This window comes from Micromonospora sp. CA-111912 (assembly GCF_050948415.1).
GTDB lineage: Bacteria > Actinomycetota > Actinomycetes > Mycobacteriales > Micromonosporaceae > Micromonospora.
The window spans coordinates 3,744,306-3,764,435 of record NZ_CP192007.1 but is presented as its reverse complement, the minus strand read 5'-3'; the positions used below and the strand labels follow the sequence as shown (position 1 = coordinate 3,764,435).

Genomic DNA, 20,130 nt, shown 5'->3' with positions numbered 1-20,130 from the left:
GGTCACGCCCCACCCGCCGGCAGCTTCGCCACGTCCAGCACGTGCGCGGCGACGTCCACCTTTTTCGGGGTCACCCCGGCGTCGACGAAGAACCGGGCCACCGTGTCGAAGCGGGCCAGCAGGTCGGCGCCGATCGGCTCGACCGGTGAACTCCGCCGGGCGAAGTCGATGGTGATCTCCCGGGCCCGGCCGCTCACGGACTGCGGGCCGGCGTCGGTGAAGACGTTCACGAACGGCGCCGGGTCCGCCTGGGACGCGGTCCCCTTGTCCCGCAGGTACGCGTACAGCGCCCGGACCACCTCCGGGTGCTCGGTGGCGAACGCGCTGCGCACCGCCCACACGGTGGCGTTGTCCGAGCCGAGCGTGCGGCCGTCGACCAGCAGCCGGGCGCCACCGGCGAGCGCGGACACCACGTACGTGCTCCAGCTCGCCCAGGCGTCCACCTGGCCGGACTCGAACGCCGGGGCGGACTGGTCGGGGCGCAGGTACACCCGTTCCACCCGGTCGGCGGGCACGTTCGCGGTGGCCAGCGCCCGCAGCAGCAGGTACTCGCCGGTGCCGCCCTTGTTGACGGCCACCTTCCGCCCGGCGAGGTCGGCCACGCCGCGGATCGGGGAGTCGCCCCTGACCAGGATGCCCTCGCCGACCGGGTCGGGCTGGGCTGCGGCGAACAGGGTGAAGCCGGGGCTGCCGGCGAGCGCGCCGACGGCCGAGGTGATCGAGCCGAGGGCGACGTCGAGCCGGCCGGCGTTGATCGCCTGCGCCGCCGGGGCGAACGGGCCGGAGCTGCCGGTCCACGCCACCCTGGCGCCGACCGCGCTCAGCGCCGCGTCGAGCGAACCGTCCTTCTTGCCCAGGGCGAGCACGCCCGCGTTGCCCGGGTCGGGGATGCGTACCTCGATGGTGCGTCCACCGGCGGCATCGGCCGGCTCGCCGGACGTGCCGCAGCCGGCGGCGCCCACCAGGGCGGCGACCAGGCCGGCGGCGGTGGCGACGGTCAGGAACCGCCGGCGGGTACGGCGAGGTGTCGGTGCTGTGCTCATCTCATTCTCCTGTGCGATCCGTCGGCGAGGGAGCGGCGCTCCCGGCCGGTGCGGGGTTCTGCCGGCGGCGGGGGACCAGTTCGTGGGCGCGCCGCAGCGGTTCGGGGTCGGCCCAGCCGCGCACGTCTACGGGCGCGGCGAGGAAGTCGTGTGCGCGCAGGAAGTGCTCCTGCGCGGCGAGCAGGTCGAGCCGCTCCTCGGACAGGTCGAGATGCAGGCCGAGGTGCTGGCCGGCGCGGTACGCCCCGGCCACCCCCGCCGTGCCGGCGCCGGTCTCGGCGGACAGGATCCGGCCGACGTCAGCGGGGTGGGCGGCGGCCCAGTCGGCGGCCTCGACCAGCACGGCGAGGAACCGGTCGACCACGTCGGGCCGGTGCTCCAACAGCCAGCCGGCCACGGTGACCGGCCGGGGCGTGCCGTTGTTGATCCGGCTCCGCAGGTCGGGTTCGTCGTCCAGCTCGATGCCGACCTCGACGCCGTGCCGGCGCGCCGACTCGACCGCGAGGGCACCCTTGGCGTAAACGGCGTCGACGTCGCCACGGACCAGCGCGGCCAGCTCGGCCGCCCACTGCCCGGGGTGCTCCGGGCCCGCCGGCACGTCCACCGGGCGGGCGTCGGCCAGCCGCAGCCCGGCGACGCCGAGCGCCCCGGCGAACCCGCGCAGCGCCATCGCCGCCCAGAAGTCGACGGCGATCGGGTGCCGGGGCACCGCGAGCCGCCGGCCGCGCAGCTCGGCGGGGGAGCGGGGACCGTCGCCGGGCCGGATCAGGATCACCTGGCGCTCCTCGATCCAGGTCAGGCCGATCAGCCGGGTGTCCGCGCCGCGCGAGCGGGCCCACAGCGCCGGGACGTTGCCGCCCTCCCGGATCAGGGTGCGGTGCTCGTGGGTGAAGTGCCGTTCGTCGAGCCCTCTCGCGCGGTCGTCCTGGAAGGACCGCACCCGGATTCCGTCGGCGGCGAACTCGGCGCCGAGGGTGCCCCGGTCGGCGGCGATGCCGGTGGCGGTGGGCACCGGGCAGCGGGTGAACCACAGCTCGTCGAGGCGGACGGCGGCCGGGGCAGTGGACATGGCTGGTCTCCGGTTCTGGCAGGCAGTCGTGGATCACGCGCGGGACGGCCACCGGGTCGGCGGTCGGGGCGCGCGGCGGGAACGCGCGGGCCGACGGCGTGCCACGTCGGGGTGTACGCGGGTTCGGGGCGGAGCGGGAGGGCGGCTGTGGCGTCAGCGACAGCGACAGCTGCCGAACAGCCCGTGGTCGATGTACCGCCGGGTGATCAGCGCGGGCCCGCGGAAGGCGGCGGGGAGGGCGGCCGTGGCCGACGACTCACGCGTCATTGGCGCCACACCTCCCCGATTTCCCGACTAACCCTACTGATCTTATAGGGATTGCTGCCGAGGAGCGTGACACGGGCGCGGCGGGAAAGGCAAGACGCTTCCACAATGCGGTAGCTCACGTCGCGGCCGGCAGTTCGTGGGCGGGCCCGGATCCGGTGCGGCCCCGCCTGCCGGACCCCGCGCGGCTTCCTCCTCGGCGGCCCACGCCGACGCGGCCTCCACCGCAGCGACGGCGGTCCGCAGCTCGGCGCGGGTGACCGGGCCACCCCGGGGGCGCGACGTCACCACGGGGCCCGCAGCGCTGGTGCGGGCGCTGCGGGCCCTGCGGTTACGCCCCGGCCGGGTCACTCCGGCGGGGCCGGGCGGCGGCGCGGGGGCTCGTGGTCACCGGCGGGGCCGGGTGGCGGCGCGGGGGCTCGTGGTCACCGGCGCGGACGGCGTGGCTCGGCCAGCCGCAGGGCGTTGCAGACGTCGACGACGTCGGCGACCTCCCAGGCCAGCTCCCCGGCGGCCCGCCGGGCCTGCGGGTCGGCGACGATCCCGGTGAGGATGACGACCCGGTTCTGCACGCTGACCGTGACCGACCGGTGGCGGACGGTCGGGGCGTCGGCGAGCCGCCGGGCGACGGCGGCGGCCAGCCGGATGTCCTCGTCCGCCGGCCCGGGCCTGTCGGGCTCTGCGGCCCAGGAGTGGTCATCGGGCGACGGCCAGGGGATGACCACGGGGGATGGTCCCTTCTCGGTGTGCGGTGCCAGCGTGTCTAGGCGGAGTCGGAGCGGCCGGCGGTGGCCGCCACCAGGACGACGCCGACCCCGGCCAACCCGACCTGCACGAGCAGGTCCTGGAACCCGAAGCCGGCCCCGGCCACGCCGACGAGGCGGGCGAGGATGGTGCCGAGCAGGGCGGCGACCACGCCGACGACCAGGGTGAGCCAGAGCGGCGCGGTCTGCCGGCCGGGGACGACGAGCCGGCCGAGGGCCCCGACGACGAGCCCGACGAGAAGGGCGCTGACGAGCCCGGCGACGGTCATGGTTGCTCCTGGATGACGAGGGTGCGGAGGCTCACCGCGGCACGCCGGCCGACGTCCCGTCGGGCAGTCCCCGCACCGGCACGGCCGCCCGGCCGGCGGGCGTCGGCCCCGCCCGGTGTGGCCCCGGCGCGGGGGACTGGTCGGGCCGGTCGGTGTCCGGCGTCCGGCCGGCGACGATCGGCAGGACCTGGTCCAGGCGGGCGGACTGCAGGATGCGCCAGATCCGGGGGTTCGGGTCGCGTACGGTGAGCACCGCGTCGGCGCGGGTGAGCCGCCGGTGCACGTCGAGCAGCAGCCCGATCGCGGCGGCGTCGATGTGCCGGCAGTCGGACAGGTCGACCACGACCTGGGCGGGGCGCAGGGCCAGCAGTTGGTCGAACACGGCGCCGGTCGTGGACAGGCAGGCCAGGTCGAACTCGGTCACGGCCACCTCGACCAGGGGGATCGTGCACTCCCGGCGTGCCAGCGGCGTCGTCACGGCCGTACCCCTCTCCTCGCGGATCTGGACGCCCACCACCGTGCCGTTCGGGCTTGGCGGGCACCACGCGGACGTGTGACAGTTGCGTGACAAATCCGCCATCCGCGGGACACGGTTGGCCGTCGGCGGACGGCCTTGGGGATGATTCCGATATGACGTCCGTACTGGTGATCGAGGACGACGACCGCATCCGGCTGGCGCTGCTGCTCGCGCTGGAGGACGAGGGCTACGACGCCCACGGCGCTGCCACGGCCGAGGAGGGGCTGCGTGCCCAGCGTCGGGACCCGGCCGACTACGTCCTGGTCGACCTGATGCTGCCGGGCCTGGACGGCTTCGAGTGCATCCGCCAGCTACGCCGCGACGACGACGTGCCGATCGTGGTGGTCAGCGCCCGCGACGACACCCACGACATCGTGGCAGCCTTGGAGGCCGGCGCCGACGACTACGTCGTCAAGCCCGTGGCGATCAAGGAGCTGACCGCCCGGCTGCGCGCCCTGCGCCGCCGCGCCCGTGCCGTCGTCCCGGCCGTGGCCGAGTCGGTGCCGGTGCTGGCCTTCGGTGACCTGGAGGTCAGCCCCGAGGCGGGGGAGGTGCGCCGGGCCGGGCACCGCGTGCCGGTGACCCGCACCGAGTTCCGGCTGCTGTGCGAGCTGGCCGAGCACGCCGGCCGGGTGCTGTCCCGCCAGCAACTGCTGCAACGGGTCTGGGGGTACGACACCGGCGACGAGCGGCTGGTCGACGTGCACGTCGGCCGGCTGCGGCAGAAGATCGAGCCGGACCCGGCCAACCCCGAGCACCTGGTGACCCTGCGCGGGCTCGGCTACAAGCTGCAACGATGACGGCCCCCCGCCCGCCCGCGCGGCGTCGCCTCGGCCTGCGCGCCCGGGTCACCGCGGCGTTCGCCGCCGGGGCGTTGCTGCTGGCCGCCTCGATGGCCCTGGTCTCGTACGAGCTGACCCGCCGGTCCCTGATGGACGAGCGGGAGCGCACCGCGGTGCGGGCCGCGTACTTCGACGCCGCCGTGGTGCGCAACGGCCTGGACACCGACGACCCGGACGTGGTGGAGGTGCTGCGTTCGCTGGACACCGGCGGCAGCCGGCGGGCGCTGCTGAACCTCGACGGCGACTGGCACGCCCGCACCGCCGACGTCGGGCTCACCGCCGCCGTGCCCGAGGAGCTGCAACGGCTCGTCCGCGCGGGAGAACCGGCCGTGCAGCGGGTCCGCGTCGACGGGCAGGCCGCCCTGCTGGTGGGGGTGCCGCTGTCCGGCTCGGCGACGTACTACGAGGTCAACTCGCTGGGGGAGCTGGAGCGGACGTTCCAGGCGCTGGCCCTGACGCTGACCGCCGTGGCCATCATGGTGGCCGGCTCCGGCGCGGCGCTGGGCTGGTACGCCACCCGGCACGGCCTGCGTCCGCTGACCGCGGTCGCCAACGCCGCGGAGAAGATCGCCGCCGGTGAGCTGACCGCCCGCCTCGACCCGGCCACCGACCCCGACCTCACCCGGCTGTCCACCTCGTTCAACCACATGGTCGACCAGTTGGCCCGCCGGATCGAACGGGATCGCCGGTTCGCCGCCGACGTCAGCCACGAGCTGCGCTCGCCGTTGCAGACCCTCGCCGCGGCGGCCAGCGTCCTGCAACGGCGGCGGGAGCACCACGACGAGCGCACCGCCACCGCCGCCGGCCTCGTCGCCGACGAGATCGACCGCTTTCAGCGGCTGGTCAACGATCTCATCGACCTGGCCCGCAGCGACCAGCCCGCCCACCGCGTCCCGGTCGACGTGGCGGAGCTGGCACGGCGGGCCTGCCTCGAGCGGGACCTCCCGGCCTCGCTGGTGCTACTGACGGCCGGCACGCCGCGGACGTGGCGGGTGGAGCAGCGGCGCGTCGCGCAGGTGCTGGTGAACCTGCTCGACAACGCGGCCCGCTACGGGGCCGGTCCGGTCGCGGTGCGGCTGTCACGCGACGGCGACGCCGGCGTGATCGAGGTCGACGACGACGGCCCCGGGGTGCCGGTGGAGGACCGGGAGGCCATCTTCGACCGCTTCGTCCGTGGCCGGGCCGCCCACGCCCGGGGCACCGGCGACGGCACCGGCCTCGGCCTGGCCCTGGTCGCCCAGCACGCCACCGCGCACGGCGGGCGGGCCGGCGTGCGCGACCGCCCCGGCGGGGGTGCCCGGTTCCACGTCACCCTGCCCGGGAGCCTGCCGTGACGGGCCGCGCCGCAGCGCCCGCCGTGGGCGGCGGCCAGGCCGGGGAAAGCGGCCGCACCGGCGATCGCGTAGGCCTGCCGGGCCTCGCCCGGCGCGTCGTCGCCCCGGCCGTCCTGGCCGGCCTGCTCGTCTTGGCGTCCGCCTGCGGGGTGCCCGCCGAGGATCGGCCCAGGGCGGTCGAGGTCCCGCCCGGGCCGTTCCCGTCCCCGGCGACGGCCGGCAGCACCGCCCCGACCGGCCGGGTCACCGAGACGCTGTGCTTCGTCCGGGACGATCGGCTGGTGCCGGTGCCGCGCCGCGTCGACCGCGCGCCCGACGTCGACGCCCAGCTGCGCGACCTGCTCGCCGGCCCCACCGCCGTCGAGCGGGACGCCGGGCTGACCAGCGCGCTGCCGGGGGCGATGAGCGCCGTCGTCGCGGACGTCGCGGGCGGCCAGGCGCGGGTGGCGGTCGGCCAGACCGGCGACGAGACCGGCCGCAGCGACGAGGTCCTGGCGTTCGGGCAGATCGTCTGCACCCTCGACGCCCGGGACGACGTCACCACCGTGTCGTTCCTGCGCGACGGCCGCCCCCTCGGGGTGCCCCGGGCGGACGGCTCGCTCTCCGCCCAGCCGCTGACGGCCGCCGACTACACCGCCCTCACCGTCGTCCGCTGACCGTCGTCCACCGACCGCCGTCCGCTGACCGTCGTCCGTCGTCCGTCGTCCGTCGACCGTCGACCGCACTGTGGTCGAGGCGGTCATGCTCACCCGTGGGGCCCGGCCCGCCGCCGCGCGCGTCCCGTGCCCCGCCGCCGGGTCAGTGGTGCGGTGCGGTGCTGTCGCGTACGGTCAGCCGGGGCTCCAGCAGGGTGGCGTCCGGCACCGCCTCGCCGTGCACCTTGCGCATGAGCAGCGACACGGCCTGCTGGCCGACCTCCTCGGCCGGCACGGGCACCGAGGTGAGCCGCGGGCTGGCCTGCTCGGCGAACTGGTCGGGGCAGATCCCGACGACCGACACGTCCTCGGGCACCCGCCGGCCCAGGGTGGGCAGCGTGGCCAGCACGGGGCCGACGGCCGCCTCGTTCTGCACGACCAGCCCGGACAGGTCGGGCCACCGCTCCAGCAGCTCGACCAGTTCCCGGCGGACGGCCGCCGTTCCCTCCTCGCAGGGGCGGACCACGGCGTCCACGCCCAGCCGCGCGGCGGCGTCGACGACGCCGGCCCTGGTCCGGTGCGCGAAGCCGGTGCCCCGGTCGTAGACGGCGGCAGGGGCGCCGAGCAGGGCGATCCGCCGGTGGCCCAGCCCCGCCAGGTGCTCGACGCAGACCTGGCCGGCCCGGTGGAAGTCCAGGTCGACGCAGGTCAGCCCGGTGGCGTCGGCGGGGAAGCCGATCAGCACGCTGGGCCGCCCCAGTTCCCGCAGCAGCGGCACCCGGGAGTCGTGCATCTCCACGTCCATCAGCAGGACCCCGTCGACCATCGCGCTGGCCGCGATGCGGCTCAGCCCGGCGGGGCCCTCGTCGGAGGTGACCAACAGGACGTCGTGGTCGACGGTGCGGGCGGTGGTCACCACCGCCATGGCGAACTGCATCACCACCGGCACCTGCATCCCGGAGCGCAGCGGCAGCACCAGCGCGACGACGTTGGCCCGTCGGCTGGCCAGGGCGCGCGCCCCGGCGTTCGGGTGGTAGCCAAGCACCCGGATGCTGGCCCGCACCCGGGTTCGGGTCACCTCGGAGATGGCCCGCTTGCCGCTGAGCACGTATGACACCGTGCTGACCGCGACACCGGCGTGCCGGGCGACGTCGGCGATGGTGACCAGGTCGGGGGACTTCACCGGGCGCACCGCCGTCGCCGGGCGAGGCCCGGCCCGCTCACCGGGCCCGGCCGGCACCGGATGCCTCCCTGGCCCGCTCCGCGCCGTCGGCCGCCCGCACCGGCCCGCCGGCCGCGCCCCGAACGGAGAGGGTGCCGACCAGTCGGATGTCGCCCACGGACCGCCCGACCAGCACACTGTGCGGGGCGTCCTCCACCACGTGCCCGCCGCGCGCGTCGTCCCACCAGCCCAGCTCGGCGGCGCGCAGGCGCAGCCGGACCACCCGCCGCTCGCCCGGGGCGAGGGTGATCCGGGCGTGGTCCCGAAGCTGGCGCAGGGGCTGCTTGACCCGGGACCGGCGCTGCCGGGTGTAGAGCTGGACGACTTCCTCGCCGACGCGGGTGCCGCTGTTGGTGACCTCGACGCTCACTTCGACCTCCCCGTCGGCGGTCACCGACGTCGCGCTGAACCGGAGGTCAGCGTAGTCGAACCGGGTGTAGCTCAGCCCGTGGCCGAAGGGGTACAGCGGCTCGCCCCGGTGGTAGAGGTAGGTGGCGTCGGAGCCGATGATGTCGTAGTCGAGCAGGTCGGGCAGGTCTGCGGCGTCGGCGTACCAGGTCTGGGTGAGCCGGCCGCCCGGCTCGGCGTCGCCGAGCAGCACCGAGGCCAGCGCCGCCCCGTGCTCCTGGCCGCCGTGTGCGGACCACAGCACCGCCGGCAGGTGGGCGTCGGCCCAGCCGATCGCGTACGGGTAGCTGCTGGTCAGGGCGAGTACGGTTCGGGGGTTGGCGGCGTGCACGGCGCGCAGCAGGGCCTCCTGCCCGGCCGGCAGCGCCAGGTCGACCCGGTCCTCGGTCTCCCGCCCGTTGACCATCGGGTGGTTGCCGAGGGCCACGACCGCCACGTCGGCGGCGGCGGCCAACTCGGCCGCCCGGGCGGCACCGTCGACGAGCAGCTCCACGGCGAACGGGGTGGCCGCGTCCGGGTCGGCGGCGTCGACGCGCAGCCGCCCGTCCGGCCCGACGGCGACGTACCGGTCGGTGGCGAGGTGCCGCAGCAGCACCGTGCCGTCGGGGCCCGGCGCGAACCGGAAGGTCTCCCGGACCACCCAGCCGCCCGGCCCGGGGCGGTCGTTGACGAGTTCGCCGTCGTCGTCGGCACCGATGTGCCGCCCGTTGGCGACGGCGCGCAGCGCCACCGCCTCCGCGCCCCAGTCGAAGACGTCGAGCCAGGTGTCCTCGGTCGCGCTCGGCGCGTCGGCGGCGAGCGGGCCGCCCTCGTCGTCGGCCGTCGCGCGCACGTACCGGCCGCCGGCGCGCAGCGCGATCCGGTCCGCCCCGCTGTGGGTGGTCACCTCGCCCACCGGCCCGGTCAGGGCCGCGCGCAGTGTGACGGCGTACGGCAGGGTGCCGCTGTACCAGTCCGCGTGCACCGCGTCGGCCAGCGGGCCGAGCACGGCGAGGCGCAGACCGGGCGTCGGGGCCAGCGGGAGCAGCCCGTCGTTGCGCAGCAGCACCACCGACTGCCGGGCGGCCTCGCGGGCGAGTTCCCGGTGCGCCGGGCAGTCCACCACGTCCGGGGACACCCCCGCCCACGGGTCGGACTCCGGCGGGTCCAGGTCGCCGAGGCGGGCCCGGACGGACAGGACGCGCCGGGCCGCCCGGTCCACGTCGGCGGCGGTGATCAGGCCGCGCTCCAGCGCCTCGGTGAGCCGTTCGACCGTGGGCCGGGTGTCGGTGTCGTCCTCGGTGAAGCTGTCGATGCCGGCGCGCAGGGCGGCGGCGAACCCGCTGACGTGGTCGGGCAGGTGGGCCTGCGCGCCGGCGATGTTGGTGGCGGCCCCGGCGTCGCCGACCACCATGATCTCGTCGGGGGCCATCCGGCGCAGCTCGGTCGCGATCAGCGGGCTCAGGTGCGCGGGCACGCCGTTGACCAGGTTGTACGAGGCCATCACGGCGACCGCCGCGCCGGCGGCCAGCGGCGCCCGGAACGCCGGTAGCTCGTACTCGTGGAGCACCCGCGGCGGCAGGTCGCTGGAGGTGGTGGCCCGGTCGGTCTCGTTGTTGTAGCCCAGGAAGTGCTTGAGCGTCGGCGCGGTGCGCAGCCGGTCCGGGTGCCCGCCGCGCAGGCCGGTGGCGTACGCGGTGGCGAGCCGCCCGGTCAGCCCCGGGTCCTCCGACCAGCCCTCCTCGTTGCGTCCCCAGCGGGGGTCGCGCAGCGGGTTGACCACGGGCGCCCAGACGTTGAGGCCGACCCGGCCGGGGTCGGCCTGGTGCTTGGCGCGCACCTCGTCGCCGACGGCGGCGCCGACGGCCCGCACCAGTTCGGCGTTCCAGCTGCTGGCCAGCCCGATCACCTGGGGGAAGACCGTGGCCGTCCCGAGCCAGGCAGCCCCGTGCAGCGCCTCGGTGCCGGTGCGGAACGGCCGCAGGCCGAGCCGCTCGACCGGCGCCTGCCACTGGTGCAGCAGCCCGATCTTCTCGGACAGGGTGAGCCGGGCCAGCAGGCCGTCGACGCGTGCGTCGGGGGACGGGCCGGAGGTCCGGCCGATGCTGTCGGTCATGGCGGATCGGTTACCTTCCATGGGCAAGCGGTCGCCCGGTCGGCGGGTCGAAGCGCTTCGACGGCCGTCCTGACGAGCGACATCACGGGGGTGGTGGTGTGCGGCTGTCGACCCGGATGCGGCGAAGCGCTTCGACAAGCTGCGGAAAACAAGCCGCCCCGGCTGCCCGGACGGGACGGCTGCTCCGAGGTTGGCACCATCGGGGCGACGCGGTCAAGGGCTGGCGGCCGTGGATCGCGGTCGCCGCCGGGTCTCGCCCTGCTCAGCGGGTGGGCAGCCGGCCACTCTCGACGGTGGCCAGCGCGGCGGTCGCGCCCCCGAGCGCGGTCGCCGCCCCGCCCAGGGTCGACGCCTCCAGCCGGCACCCGCCCGCCTCAGGCGCGAGGGTCCGGGCGGCGAGTTCGGCCCGGGCCGCAGGCAGCAGCCACGGCCCCAGCGCCGCGTAGTGGCCGCCGACCAGCACCACCTCGGGATTGACCAGGTTGGCCAGCAGGGCCACCCCGTGCCCGAGGTGGCGGCCGATCTCGGCCAGCCCGGCCCGCACGGTCGGGTCGTCCTGCCCGGCGAGGGCCCGGATCCGGTCGAGTTCCGGCAGGAAGTCGGTGACCGGCCCGTCCTCGGCGGTGTCGGGCAGCAGCCGGCGCACCACTGCGGGCAGCCCGGTCAGCGCCTCCAGGCAGCCGGCCTGCCCACAGGCGCAGGCGGGGCCGGCCGGGTCGAGGGTCAGGTGCCCGATCTCACCCGCGAAGCCCCGCCCGCCGCGCAGCAGCCGACCGTCGGCGATCACCCCGGCGCCGATCCCGGCACCGCCGGTGAGGTGTACCAGGTCGGCCGCACCGGCGTGGGCGCCGTGCCGCTGCTCGGCCAGGGCGGCGAGGTTCGCCTCGTTGTCCGCCGTGACGGTGAACTCCGGGTCGCGCAGCGCGGCGCGCAGCGCGGCGGCGAGGGGGACGTCGCGCCAGCCGAGCGCGGGCGACAGCGGCACGCGGCCGGCCGTGTCGACCAGGCCGGGCACGCCGACGGTGAGGCCGAGCACGGCCCGCCCCTGGCCGGTGACCCGGGCGACGGCCCGGCGGGCCAGCGCGGCGAGGGCGCGGACCGTCTCGTCCGGCGGGGACGAGGGGGCGGGGAAGGCGCGACGCCAGGTGAGCAGCCGGTTTCCGCCGAGGTCGACCGCGACCGCCACCAGCTCGTCGACGCCGATCTCCAGACCCAGGGCGGCGTACGGCTCGCCGTCGAGCACGAGCATGGTGGCCGGCCGGCCGACCCGGTGCTCGGTCAGCCCGGTCTCGCGCAGCAGCCGGTGGTCGATCAGCTCGGCGACCAGGCTGGAGACGGTGGCCTTGTTGAGCCCGGTGTGCGCCGCGATGTCGGCCCGGGAGCAGGGGGCGTGCACCCGGACGTGTCGCAGCACCACGGCCCGGTTGGCGACCCGCACGTCGCCGAGGTCGGTCGGCTGCGGGTCGTTCTGCCTGCTGATCAAGATCTGCCCGCTCCCTGCGCTGCCGGTGCGATCCCGGTCGGTTCGCGCGTCCATCATCGCGCACCCCGGCGTGCCCCCGGACGACCCCGGGCCTCGCCGATGGCGCGGGCGTCGCTCCCTTGTGGGTCGGATCACCGTCGATTAGTTTGTTCGGCTAGTACCCCAACTAATCCTAGCCGGGCGCTCGTGCTCCGCAAGCCCCGCCTGTCAGATGAAGGGAGTGCGCCGTGAAGCCGTCCCTGCCAGGCGCATCCACCGATCGCCGGACCATGCTGCGTCTGCTCGGTCTCGGCACCGCCGCGACGATGGGCGGCGCCACCCTCGCCGGCTGCAGCAAGGAAGCCGGCAGCAAGGGCAGCGCCACCAAGGCCGACGCCATCCGGTCCGTGCTGCCCACCCACAAGCCGGCCGAGCTGCTCAAGCCGGACATCCCGGGGGAGGGGGCGATCCCCGAGGGCTACCTCAAGTACCCCCAGCAGCTCGTCGACGCGGTCACCGAGCAGCCCGGCAAGGGCGGCGGGGCGATCCGCTCCATGAGCCCCTGGTGGGGCCCCACCCCGCCGACCCTGGGCAACAACTCCTACCTGGCGGCGGTCAACGGCAAGCTGGGCGTCGACGTGAACCCGAGCCTGCAGGACGGCACCACGTACGCCGACAAGCTCAACGCCATGCTCGGCGCCCGGGACGTGCCCGACCTGCTCAGCGTGCCGAACTGGGAGGTCGACAAGGTCGCGCGGTTCTCCGACGCGGTCAAGGCGTTGTTCGAGGACCTGACCGACCACCTCAAGGGCGACGCCGCCGCGAAGTACCCGTACCTCGCCGCGCTGCCCACCGGCGCGTGGGAGTACTCGGTCTGGGGCGGGCGGCTGCACGCCGTGCCGTTCCCCACCGACGGCCCGTTCGCCTGGGCGCTGTTCCACCGCAAGGACCTGGTCGACAAGGCGGGCCTGGCCGCCCCGACCTCCACCGACGAGCTGTACGAGCTGGGGAAGAAGCTCACCGACCCCGGTAAGGGGGTCTGGGCCTTCGGCAGCGTCTTCGACATGGTCCAGCAGTTCTTCGGCTGCCAGCAGATCTGGCGCAAGAAGCCCGACGGCGGCCTGGAGCACAAGTTCGAGAACCCGGCCTACCGCGCCGCGCTGGAGTTCACCGCCAAGCTGTTCTCCGACGGGCTGGTGCACCCCGACACGGTCTCCAGCAAGGGCGCCGACGAGAAGCAGCTCTTCAAGGCCGGCAAGATCCTGATGTTCCAGGACGGGCTCGGCGCCTGGCAGGGCATGCAGGGCGAGCAGTCCAAGGTGCTGGCGAGCTTCAACATGCAGCCGTTGCCGGTGTTCGGGGTGTCCGGCGGTCAGGCCGTCATCTGGGGCAGCGAGAAGCCGGTCTTCTTCACCTTCCTCAAGAAGGGCCTCGGCGCGACCCGGGTCGACGAGCTGCTGCGGGTGCTCAACTGGTGCGCCGCGCCGTTCGGCAGCCGCGAGTTCGAGCTGCGCGAGTACGGCGTGGAGGGCAAGCACTTCACCCGCGCGGCCGACGGCAGCCCGATCCCGACCGACCTGGGCCGCAGGGAACTGGGCGCCCAGTACACCCACATCGGCGGCCGGGTCCCGGTGAAGGTCCGCAGCGGCGACACCCCGAACTTCGTCCAGGACTACCTCGACTACTACAAGAAGAACATCGGCCTGCTGGAGAGGGACCTGTTCGCCGGGATCAAGCTGGAGCTGCCCGCCAACTGGTCGAAGATCATCCAGCCGACGGAGGACAAGATCCGGGACATCCTGCGTGGCCGCCGGCCGATCGGCGACCTCGACCAGGTGACGAAGGAGTTCCTCGCCTCCGGGGGCGAGGAGGGGCGCGCGTTCTTCGAGAAGGCGCTCGCCGACAACGGCCGATGAGTGGCCCGGGCACCGCCGGCGCGGTCGACGCGCCGGCGGCGACCGGCGAGGCCCCGCCCTCCGGGCGGCGGGAACCCCGGCGGGCCACTCGGCCCCGGCCCCGGGCCTCCCTGCGGGCCCGGCTGCGCCGGGACTGGCCGCTGCTGGCGATGACCGCGCCGGCCGCCGCGCTGCTGCTGGTCTTCCACTACCTGCCCACGCTCGGCAACATCATCGCCTTCCAGGACTACAACCCGTTCGTCGGCGACGACCCGGTCGAGGCGTTCCTGTACAGCGAGTGGATCGGCTTCGGCAACTTCGAGGCCCTGTTCTCCGACCCGCTGTTCTGGGACGCCGTGCGCAACACCCTCACCATCACCGCGTTCCAGATCGTGTTCTTCTTCCCGCTGCCGATCCTGCTGGCGATCCTGCTCAACAGTCTGGTCTCCGGCCGGGTGCGCGGCTTCGTGCAGAGCGTCGTCTACCTGCCGCACTTCTTCAGCTGGGTGCTGGTGGTGACGTTCTTCGTGCAGATGCTCGGCGGGGCCGGCCTGCTGGCCCAGGAGATGCGCGAGGCCGGCCTGCAACCGTGGAACGTCATGACCAACCCGGACACCTTCATCGTGCTGGTCACCGCCGAGTCGGTGTGGAAGGACGTCGGCTGGGGCGCGATCGTCTTCCTGGCCGCGCTGTCCGCCATCGACTCCAACCTGTACGAGGCGGCGGCCGCCGACGGGGCCGGCCGGTGGCGGCGGCTGTGGCACATCACCCTGCCCGGCCTGCGCCCGGTGATCGTGCTGTTGCTCATCATGCGGCTGGGCGACGCGCTGTCGGTCGGCTTCGAGCAGTTCATTCTCCAGCGGGAGGCGGTCGGCCGGGACGCCGCGGAGGTGCTCGACACGTTCGTCTACTACCAGGCCATCGCCACCCAGCAGTGGGGGCTGGGCGCCGCGGCCGGGCTGTTCAAGGCCGTGGTCGGGCTGCTCCTCATCGTCGCGGCCAACAAGATCGCGCACAGACTCGGCGAGCAGGGGGTGTACTCCAAGTCATGACCACACAGCTCAGTGGCGTCGGGCCGGTGCCGGCGGGTCCATCGGTGGACGGCCCGCCGCGCAACCGGCGGCGGGGCGCCCGGCGGGCCCCGTGGGAGGAGCCGCCGTCGCCGGTCGGCGTCCTCGGCAAGGGCGTCGTGCTCGCCCTGCTCGTCGCGGCCGTGCTCGTGCCCCTGTGGGCGGTGCTGGTGACCAGCCTCGCCTCCCGGGACACGATCGACGCGGCCGGCGGCATGGTGATGGTGCCCCGGGAGATCGACCTGTCGGCGTACCTCACCATCTTCAACGGCGGCCAGATCACCCGGGCCGTCTGGATCAGCACCCTGGTCACCGTGCTCGGCACGACGGTCAGCCTGGTGCTCACCGTCCTCGCCGCGTACGGGCTGTCCCGGCCCGGCTCGGTCGGGCACCGGGGGCTGCTGTTCTTCTTCCTGCTGACCTTCCTCATCTTCCCCGGCCTGGTGCCCAGCTACCTGGTGGTCACCGGCCTGGGGCTCAAGGACAGCATCTGGTCGCTGATCCTGCCCAGCGCGATCAGCGTGTTCAACCTCGTGGTCGTCCGGACGTTCTTCATGAACGTGCCCGGCGAGCTGCTGGACAGCGCCCGCATCGACGGGGCGGGCGAGTTCCGCATCCTCACCCGGATCATGCTGCCGCTGTCGAAGGCGGTGATCGCGGTGGTCGGCCTGTTCTACGCGGTCGGCTACTGGAACGCCTACTTCAACTCGGTGCTCTACATCGACGACAACGACAAGTTCCCGATCCAGCGGGTGTTGCAGAGCTACATCCTGGCCGGCCAGTCGCCGAACGTCTCGGGCGCCTCGATCAGCCTGCCCGGCGTCACGGCGTACCCGCCGACCCTGGCGGTGAAGATGGCCGTGGTGGTGGTGACCGTCGTCCCGGCGGTGATCGTCTACCCGTTCGTGCAGCGGCACTTCACCAAGGGCGTCATCACCGGCGCCGTGAAGGGCTGACCGCGCCGCGCGGCGTCCGACCCCGCACCGGGGCGGGCGTCGCGCCCGCCACCACCACCGGCCCGCGCCCGGAGCGGACCCGACCGACGACGCGAACGGACGGTACGACATGTGGGACGAGGGTCGGCTCCGCTACGGCGGGGACTGGAATCCCGAGCAGTGGCCCGAGCGGGTGTGGCGGGAGGACGTCGACCTCATGCGCCGGGCCCGGGTCAACCTCGTCACCGTCGGCGTGTTCGCCTGGTCCCGCCTCGAACCCGCCCCCGCCCGGTACGACTTCGACTGGCTCGACCGGGCGCTGGACCTGCTGGCCGAGCACGGTATCGCCGCCGCCCTGGCCACCCCGACCGCCTCGCCGCCGCCCTGGTTTTCGCTGGCGCACCCGGGCGCGCTGCCGGTGACCGCCGACGGGGTACGGCTGCACCACGGCAGCCGGGACACCTACTGCGCCGCCGCGCCCGCGTACCGGGCCGCGGCCCGCCGGATCGCCGCCGTCCTCGCCGACCGCTACGCCCACCACCCGGCGCTGGCCCTGTGGCACGTGCACAACGAGTACGGCACCACCTGCCACTGCGAGCACACCGCGACGGCGTTCCGGCGCTGGCTGGCCGCCCGCCACGGCGACCTCGACACGCTCAACGCCGCCTGGGCCACCAGCTTCTGGAGCCAGCACTACTCCGACTGGGCGCAGGTCAGCACTCCCCGGGCCACCCAGTACCTGGCCAACCCCGGGCAGCTGCTCGACTTCCGCCGGTTCTGGTCCGACACCCTGCTGGAGGCGTACGCCGAGCAGCGCGACCTGCTGCGGGCGGCGAACCCGGCGGTGCCGGTGACCACCAACTACGTTCTCGGCGACTGGGTGCCGGTGGACCACGCCCGCTGGGCCGCCGAGGTGGACCTGGTGGCCGTCGACCACTATCCGTCCGTCGTGGACGGCGGCGCGGAGGAGCAGACCGCCCTGGCGGCGGACCTGGCCCGGGGCTGGGCCCGGCACGGCGCCCGCCTTCGGATGGGCGATGCCGACGCCGCCGCCGGCGCGGCGTGGCTGCTGATGGAGAGCGCACCGAACCTGATCTACACCGCCGGGCGGATGCACACCAAGGAGCCCGGCCGGATGGCCCGGCACAGCCTCGCCCACGTCGCCCGGGGCTCGCGCGGCGCGATGTACTTCCAGTGGCGGGCCCCGGCCGGCGGGGCGGAACGCTTCCACTCCGCCCTCGTGCCGCACGCCGGCCCGGACAGCCGGGTGTTCCGGGAGACCGTCGCCCTCGGCGAGGCCCTGGAGCGGGTCGCCGAGGCCGACGGCGCGACCGTCGAGGCGTCCGTGGCGATCGGCTGGGACGCCGCCAGCGGGTGGGCCCTGCAACACCCGGGCCTGCCGTCGGAGCGGCTGAACCACCACCGGGAGGTGGCGGCGGCGCACCGGGCGCTGTGGCGGGCCGGCTTCGGCTGCGACGTGGTCGTCCCCGGCGACCCCCTCGACGGGTACCTACTGCTCGTGCTTCCCGCCCTCTACCTGGCCTCCGACGCCACCGCCGAGTGGGTCCGGGCGTACGTCCACGGCGGCGGGCACCTCGTGGTGACCTGGCTGAGCGGGGTCGCCGACGAGCACGCCCGGGTCCGGCCAGGCGGTTACCCCGGGGCGTTCCGCGACGTGCTCGGCGTGCGGGTGGAGGAGTTCCACCCCCTCGCCGACGGCGACGAGGTCCCCCTGGCCGGGGGCGGGACCGGGCGGATCTGGACCGAGACCGTCCGGCTCGCCGGGGCCGAGCCGGTCCGGGCGTACGCGGGTGGGGTGCTCGCCGGGCAGCCGGCCGTGACCCGTCACCGGTACGGCGCGGGCACCGCCTGGTACGTCTCCACCCGACCCGACGACGAGACCTACCGTCGGCTGCTCACCGACGCCGCCCTCGCTGCCGGCGCGACCCCGACCTGTCCGGCCGCCCCGACGGGGGTGGAGGCGGTGCGCCGCCGGGGCCCGCAGGCGAGCTGGCTGTTCCTGCTCAACCACACCGACCGGGCGCACCGGGTGCCGGCCGCCGGGGTGGAGCTGCTCACCGGCGCGACCGTCGCCACCGCCGTGGAGGTGCCCGCCGGGGGAGCCGCCGTGGTCCGGGAGGCGACCCCCGGACGCTGAACCCGGCCCGGCTGGTCGTCAGCCCCAGGCCGGGAGTGCCCGCCCGTACGCCGGCGGCAGCCGGGGCCAGCGCAGCGGTCGCCCGTCGACGCTGCCCGGCGGGCTGATCCCGCTCCACCCGTTCCCCAAGGCGGTCCGGTACGCGTCGGCCTGCCGGCCTGCCTCGTCGTCCCCGCCCAGGGCCGGTGACCGGGAACCCTGGTCGAGCAGCCACCGCGCGGTGCGGGCAAGGGAGACCGACACGTGGCTCGCCGCGCCGGTGCGGGCGCGTCGGGTCAGGGCGGTGAGGATCCCGGCGGCGAGTAGGTAACCGGTGGCGTGGTCGAGCAGTTGGCACGGCAGGGCGCCAGGGCGTCCGTCGTCCGCGCGTACCGTCCAGCCGATGCCGGTGGCGATCTGCACCAGACTGTCGAAGCCGCGGCACGCGCCCCACGCCCCGGTGGTGCCCCACGCCGACAGCGTGGCGACGACGGTGCCGGGGTGCCGGTCGGCGATCTGGTCGGGGTCCAGCCCGAGCCGGCGCAGCGCGCCCGGACGGTACCCGGTCACGACGACGTCGGCGCCGTCGACGAGGCGGTGCAGCGTCTCCCGGCCGGCCGCCGTGCGCGCGTCCAGCAGCGCGCTCGCCTTGCCGACCACCCCGTCCAGGGCGTGCAACGGCAGCTCCGGCCGGAGCGGGTCGTCGACCCGCAGCACCTCGGCGCCGAGCGCCCCCAGCATCCGGGTGCCGACGGGGCCGGCGATGACCCGGGTCAGGTCCAGCACCCGTACCCCCGACGCCGGTAGGCGACCGGGTGCGGGCAGGGGCGGCGCGGCGCCGTCGAGCGGGACGACGCCTACCAGCGGCGAACCGGTGGCCGTCTCGCTCGGCGCGACCGCCCACCAACGCTCCGGCGCGCGTGCGGCCACGGCCAGGCCGCCGCCGTCGTACACGACGGTCTCGACGTCGACAGCCGGGCGGGCGGCCACCGCGTCGGCCAGCCGCCCCATGACCTCGACGTCCGGGCCGTCGGCGACGCCGAGGGCGGCCAGCAGTGCCGCCCGGTGCCAGGGGTAGTTGGCGTGGGTACGCACCCAGCCGTCGGCGGCCCGCCAGAGGCGCGACAGCGGCGCGAAGCCCTCGACGCTGCGCCCGGCGGCGTCCCGGAGCCACACCTCGCCGCGCACCGCCGCCGCCACGTGTGCCGTGTCGAGGGCGACAGGGGGTCGCCGGCCAGTGCGGGCGTGCCCCAGCTCGGCGGCGGCGGCGAGGCACGCGGCCACGGAGGCGACGGCGCACTCGGCGACCGCCAGCGGCGCGAACAGCGCCGCCGGTCGGGGGTCCCCGATCAGCCGGGGCATGGTTCCGGCCGGGATGCCCAGCTCCGCCAGCACGTCGGTCGACACGGTCACGCCGGGTCCCGACGCACCGGGTGGCCGATCCGGGCCAGCTCCCCGGCGAGCTCGTCGAGCGCCTGCCGCGCGCCGAGCCGGCGCAGCAGGTCGGGGGTCACCGGCCGCAGCGCGAAGACCTCCCGCACGGCGTCCAGGTCGACCGGTCGCTCGTAGTAGTCCCGGGCCCAGTCCTGGTACGCCTCCGGCGTCCCGTCGGTGAGCAGCCCGAAGAGGTGGTCGGCTCCGTCGTCGCCGTCGGCGGGGAGTACGACGTCGCCGTGGCGCCACCGGTCGTCGCCGGTCTCCCGCCACAGGCACACCGTGGCCTCCAACGTCCCGTCGAAGCTGAACGCCGGCTCCCGTACGCAGGCCGCGAACGCCTCCGGCACGGTGTCGACCAGGCCCGGCCACAGCTCGCCCGAGTCGTTGCCGGCCGGGCTCAACGGCGACTCGTGGTCGAAGCCACGCACGAAGATCCCGGCGGGGGCGAAGACGATCGACCACTCGTCGCCGGAGCCGTTGTCCATCGACGCCAGTTCCTCCCCCGGCCCCCAGCGCGCGTCGAAGCGGTGGTAGGTGAAGGCCGGATCGTGGCCCAGGGCGGCGTCGAGCACGGCCAGCGCCCGGCACCGGTCGCGCAGCGTGGTCGGGTCGGGCAGGACGCGGGCGACGTCGTGAACGCTCATCCCGACATCCAACCCCACCAGAACCGCGAGCCGCGACCGGCGACTGGCGTCGGGCCCGTCGAGAGGGCGCGCGGGTCGACGGCTCCTC

17 protein-coding genes are annotated in these 20,130 nt (G+C 75.3%); 7 read left to right on the top strand and 10 right to left on the bottom strand.

Translation table 11 applies throughout. From position 1 onward, the window contains the following. Nucleotides 1-2 precede the first annotated feature (2 nt). From ACQPZO_RS15610 to ACQPZO_RS15590, 5 genes are all read right to left on the bottom strand, one after another. On the bottom strand, nucleotides 3-1,043 hold the full coding sequence (locus tag ACQPZO_RS15610) for an ABC transporter substrate-binding protein (RefSeq protein ID WP_433341705.1): 1,041 nt from the start codon (nucleotides 1,041-1,043) through the stop codon (nucleotides 3-5). Nucleotide 1,044: 1 nt separating this feature from the next. Beyond that, nucleotides 1,045-2,112: a hypothetical protein gene (locus ACQPZO_RS15605; protein WP_433341703.1), complete on the bottom strand. Its 1,068-nt coding sequence runs from the start codon at nucleotides 2,110-2,112 to the stop codon at nucleotides 1,045-1,047. A gap of 689 nt (nucleotides 2,113-2,801) precedes the next feature. Beyond that, complete coding sequence (locus ACQPZO_RS15600; RefSeq protein WP_433341701.1) at nucleotides 2,802-3,101, bottom strand: BON domain-containing protein; 300 nt, start codon at nucleotides 3,099-3,101, stop codon at nucleotides 2,802-2,804. A 38-nt stretch (nucleotides 3,102-3,139) separates the two neighbouring features. Next, complete coding sequence (locus ACQPZO_RS15595; protein ID WP_350888418.1) at nucleotides 3,140-3,409, bottom strand: GlsB/YeaQ/YmgE family stress response membrane protein; 270 nt, start codon at nucleotides 3,407-3,409, stop codon at nucleotides 3,140-3,142. 31 nt (nucleotides 3,410-3,440) lie between these two features. After that, nucleotides 3,441-3,887 (bottom strand): STAS domain-containing protein, encoded by a 447-nt coding sequence (locus ACQPZO_RS15590; protein ID WP_433341698.1) that lies wholly within the window; start codon nucleotides 3,885-3,887, stop codon nucleotides 3,441-3,443. A gap of 152 nt (nucleotides 3,888-4,039) precedes the next feature. Between ACQPZO_RS15590 and ACQPZO_RS15585 the strand changes: the two genes are divergently transcribed. From ACQPZO_RS15585 to ACQPZO_RS15575, 3 genes are all read left to right on the top strand, one after another. Further along, nucleotides 4,040-4,726 carry a response regulator transcription factor gene (locus ACQPZO_RS15585; protein ID WP_433341696.1) on the top strand — a complete coding sequence of 229 codons (687 nt, stop codon included), beginning with the start codon at nucleotides 4,040-4,042 and terminating at the stop codon, nucleotides 4,724-4,726. Beyond that, nucleotides 4,723-6,102: a sensor histidine kinase gene (locus ACQPZO_RS15580; RefSeq protein WP_433341694.1), complete on the top strand. Its 1,380-nt coding sequence runs from the start codon at nucleotides 4,723-4,725 to the stop codon at nucleotides 6,100-6,102. Before ACQPZO_RS15585 ends, ACQPZO_RS15580 begins: the two co-directional genes overlap by 4 nt. A gap of 74 nt (nucleotides 6,103-6,176) precedes the next feature. Then, nucleotides 6,177-6,758, top strand: coding sequence for a GerMN domain-containing protein (locus tag ACQPZO_RS15575; RefSeq protein WP_433351016.1), 582 nt, complete (start codon nucleotides 6,177-6,179; stop codon nucleotides 6,756-6,758). A 142-nt stretch (nucleotides 6,759-6,900) separates the two neighbouring features. Here ACQPZO_RS15575 and ACQPZO_RS15570 read toward each other — a convergent pair whose 3' ends face one another. From ACQPZO_RS15570 to ACQPZO_RS15560, 3 genes are all read right to left on the bottom strand, one after another. Further along, complete coding sequence (locus tag ACQPZO_RS15570; protein WP_433341692.1) at nucleotides 6,901-7,920, bottom strand: LacI family DNA-binding transcriptional regulator; 1,020 nt, start codon at nucleotides 7,918-7,920, stop codon at nucleotides 6,901-6,903. A 37-nt stretch (nucleotides 7,921-7,957) separates the two neighbouring features. Continuing rightward, the gene (locus ACQPZO_RS15565) at nucleotides 7,958-10,462 is read right to left on the bottom strand and encodes a glycoside hydrolase family 3 C-terminal domain-containing protein (RefSeq protein ID WP_433341690.1); all 2,505 of its coding nucleotides are present in this window, start codon (nucleotides 10,460-10,462) and stop codon (nucleotides 7,958-7,960) included. 262 nt (nucleotides 10,463-10,724) lie between these two features. After that, on the bottom strand, nucleotides 10,725-11,945 hold the full coding sequence (locus ACQPZO_RS15560; RefSeq protein WP_433341688.1) for an ROK family transcriptional regulator: 1,221 nt from the start codon (nucleotides 11,943-11,945) through the stop codon (nucleotides 10,725-10,727). A gap of 227 nt (nucleotides 11,946-12,172) precedes the next feature. Between ACQPZO_RS15560 and ACQPZO_RS15555 the strand changes: the two genes are divergently transcribed. The 4 genes from ACQPZO_RS15555 to ACQPZO_RS15540 all read left to right on the top strand — a co-directional run bounded on the left by ACQPZO_RS15555 (nucleotide 12,173) and on the right by ACQPZO_RS15540 (nucleotide 17,982). Further along, nucleotides 12,173-13,840, top strand: coding sequence for an extracellular solute-binding protein (locus ACQPZO_RS15555; RefSeq protein WP_433341686.1), 1,668 nt, complete (start codon nucleotides 12,173-12,175; stop codon nucleotides 13,838-13,840). Beyond that, complete coding sequence (locus ACQPZO_RS15550; RefSeq protein WP_433341684.1) at nucleotides 13,837-14,871, top strand: ABC transporter permease; 1,035 nt, start codon at nucleotides 13,837-13,839, stop codon at nucleotides 14,869-14,871. The genes ACQPZO_RS15555 and ACQPZO_RS15550 overlap by 4 nt, the downstream gene beginning before the upstream one ends. After that, on the top strand, nucleotides 14,868-15,845 hold the full coding sequence (locus ACQPZO_RS15545; RefSeq protein WP_433341682.1) for a carbohydrate ABC transporter permease: 978 nt from the start codon (nucleotides 14,868-14,870) through the stop codon (nucleotides 15,843-15,845). Before ACQPZO_RS15550 ends, ACQPZO_RS15545 begins: the two co-directional genes overlap by 4 nt. 109 nt (nucleotides 15,846-15,954) lie before the next feature. Continuing rightward, nucleotides 15,955-17,982, top strand: coding sequence for a beta-galactosidase (locus ACQPZO_RS15540; protein ID WP_433341680.1), 2,028 nt, complete (start codon nucleotides 15,955-15,957; stop codon nucleotides 17,980-17,982). Between the two features lie 18 nt (nucleotides 17,983-18,000). Here ACQPZO_RS15540 and ACQPZO_RS15535 read toward each other — a convergent pair whose 3' ends face one another. Beyond that, a complete protein-coding gene (locus tag ACQPZO_RS15535; RefSeq protein WP_433341678.1) occupies nucleotides 18,001-19,374 on the bottom strand; it encodes a CoA transferase in 1,374 nt (457 codons plus the stop codon). Continuing rightward, complete coding sequence (locus ACQPZO_RS15530; RefSeq protein WP_433341676.1) at nucleotides 19,371-20,042, bottom strand: hypothetical protein; 672 nt, start codon at nucleotides 20,040-20,042, stop codon at nucleotides 19,371-19,373. The genes ACQPZO_RS15535 and ACQPZO_RS15530 overlap by 4 nt, the downstream gene beginning before the upstream one ends. Nucleotides 20,043-20,130 lie beyond the last annotated feature (88 nt).

Coding starts and splice junctions, on each gene's coding strand:
- ACQPZO_RS15610 (WP_433341705.1), bottom strand. CDS start 1,043: ATGAGCACAGCACCGACACCTCGCCGTACCCGCCGGCGGTTCCTGACC.
- ACQPZO_RS15605 (WP_433341703.1), bottom strand. CDS start 2,112: ATGTCCACTGCCCCGGCCGCCGTCCGCCTCGACGAGCTGTGGTTCACC.
- ACQPZO_RS15595 (WP_350888418.1), bottom strand. CDS start 3,409: ATGACCGTCGCCGGGCTCGTCAGCGCCCTTCTCGTCGGGCTCGTCGTC.
- ACQPZO_RS15585 (WP_433341696.1), top strand. CDS start 4,040: ATGACGTCCGTACTGGTGATCGAGGACGACGACCGCATCCGGCTGGCG.
- ACQPZO_RS15580 (WP_433341694.1), top strand. CDS start 4,723: ATGACGGCCCCCCGCCCGCCCGCGCGGCGTCGCCTCGGCCTGCGCGCC.
- ACQPZO_RS15565 (WP_433341690.1), bottom strand. CDS start 10,462: ATGACCGACAGCATCGGCCGGACCTCCGGCCCGTCCCCCGACGCACGC.
- ACQPZO_RS15550 (WP_433341684.1), top strand. CDS start 13,837: ATGAGTGGCCCGGGCACCGCCGGCGCGGTCGACGCGCCGGCGGCGACC.
- ACQPZO_RS15545 (WP_433341682.1), top strand. CDS start 14,868: ATGACCACACAGCTCAGTGGCGTCGGGCCGGTGCCGGCGGGTCCATCG.
- ACQPZO_RS15540 (WP_433341680.1), top strand. CDS start 15,955: ATGTGGGACGAGGGTCGGCTCCGCTACGGCGGGGACTGGAATCCCGAG.
- ACQPZO_RS15530 (WP_433341676.1), bottom strand. CDS start 20,042: ATGAGCGTTCACGACGTCGCCCGCGTCCTGCCCGACCCGACCACGCTG.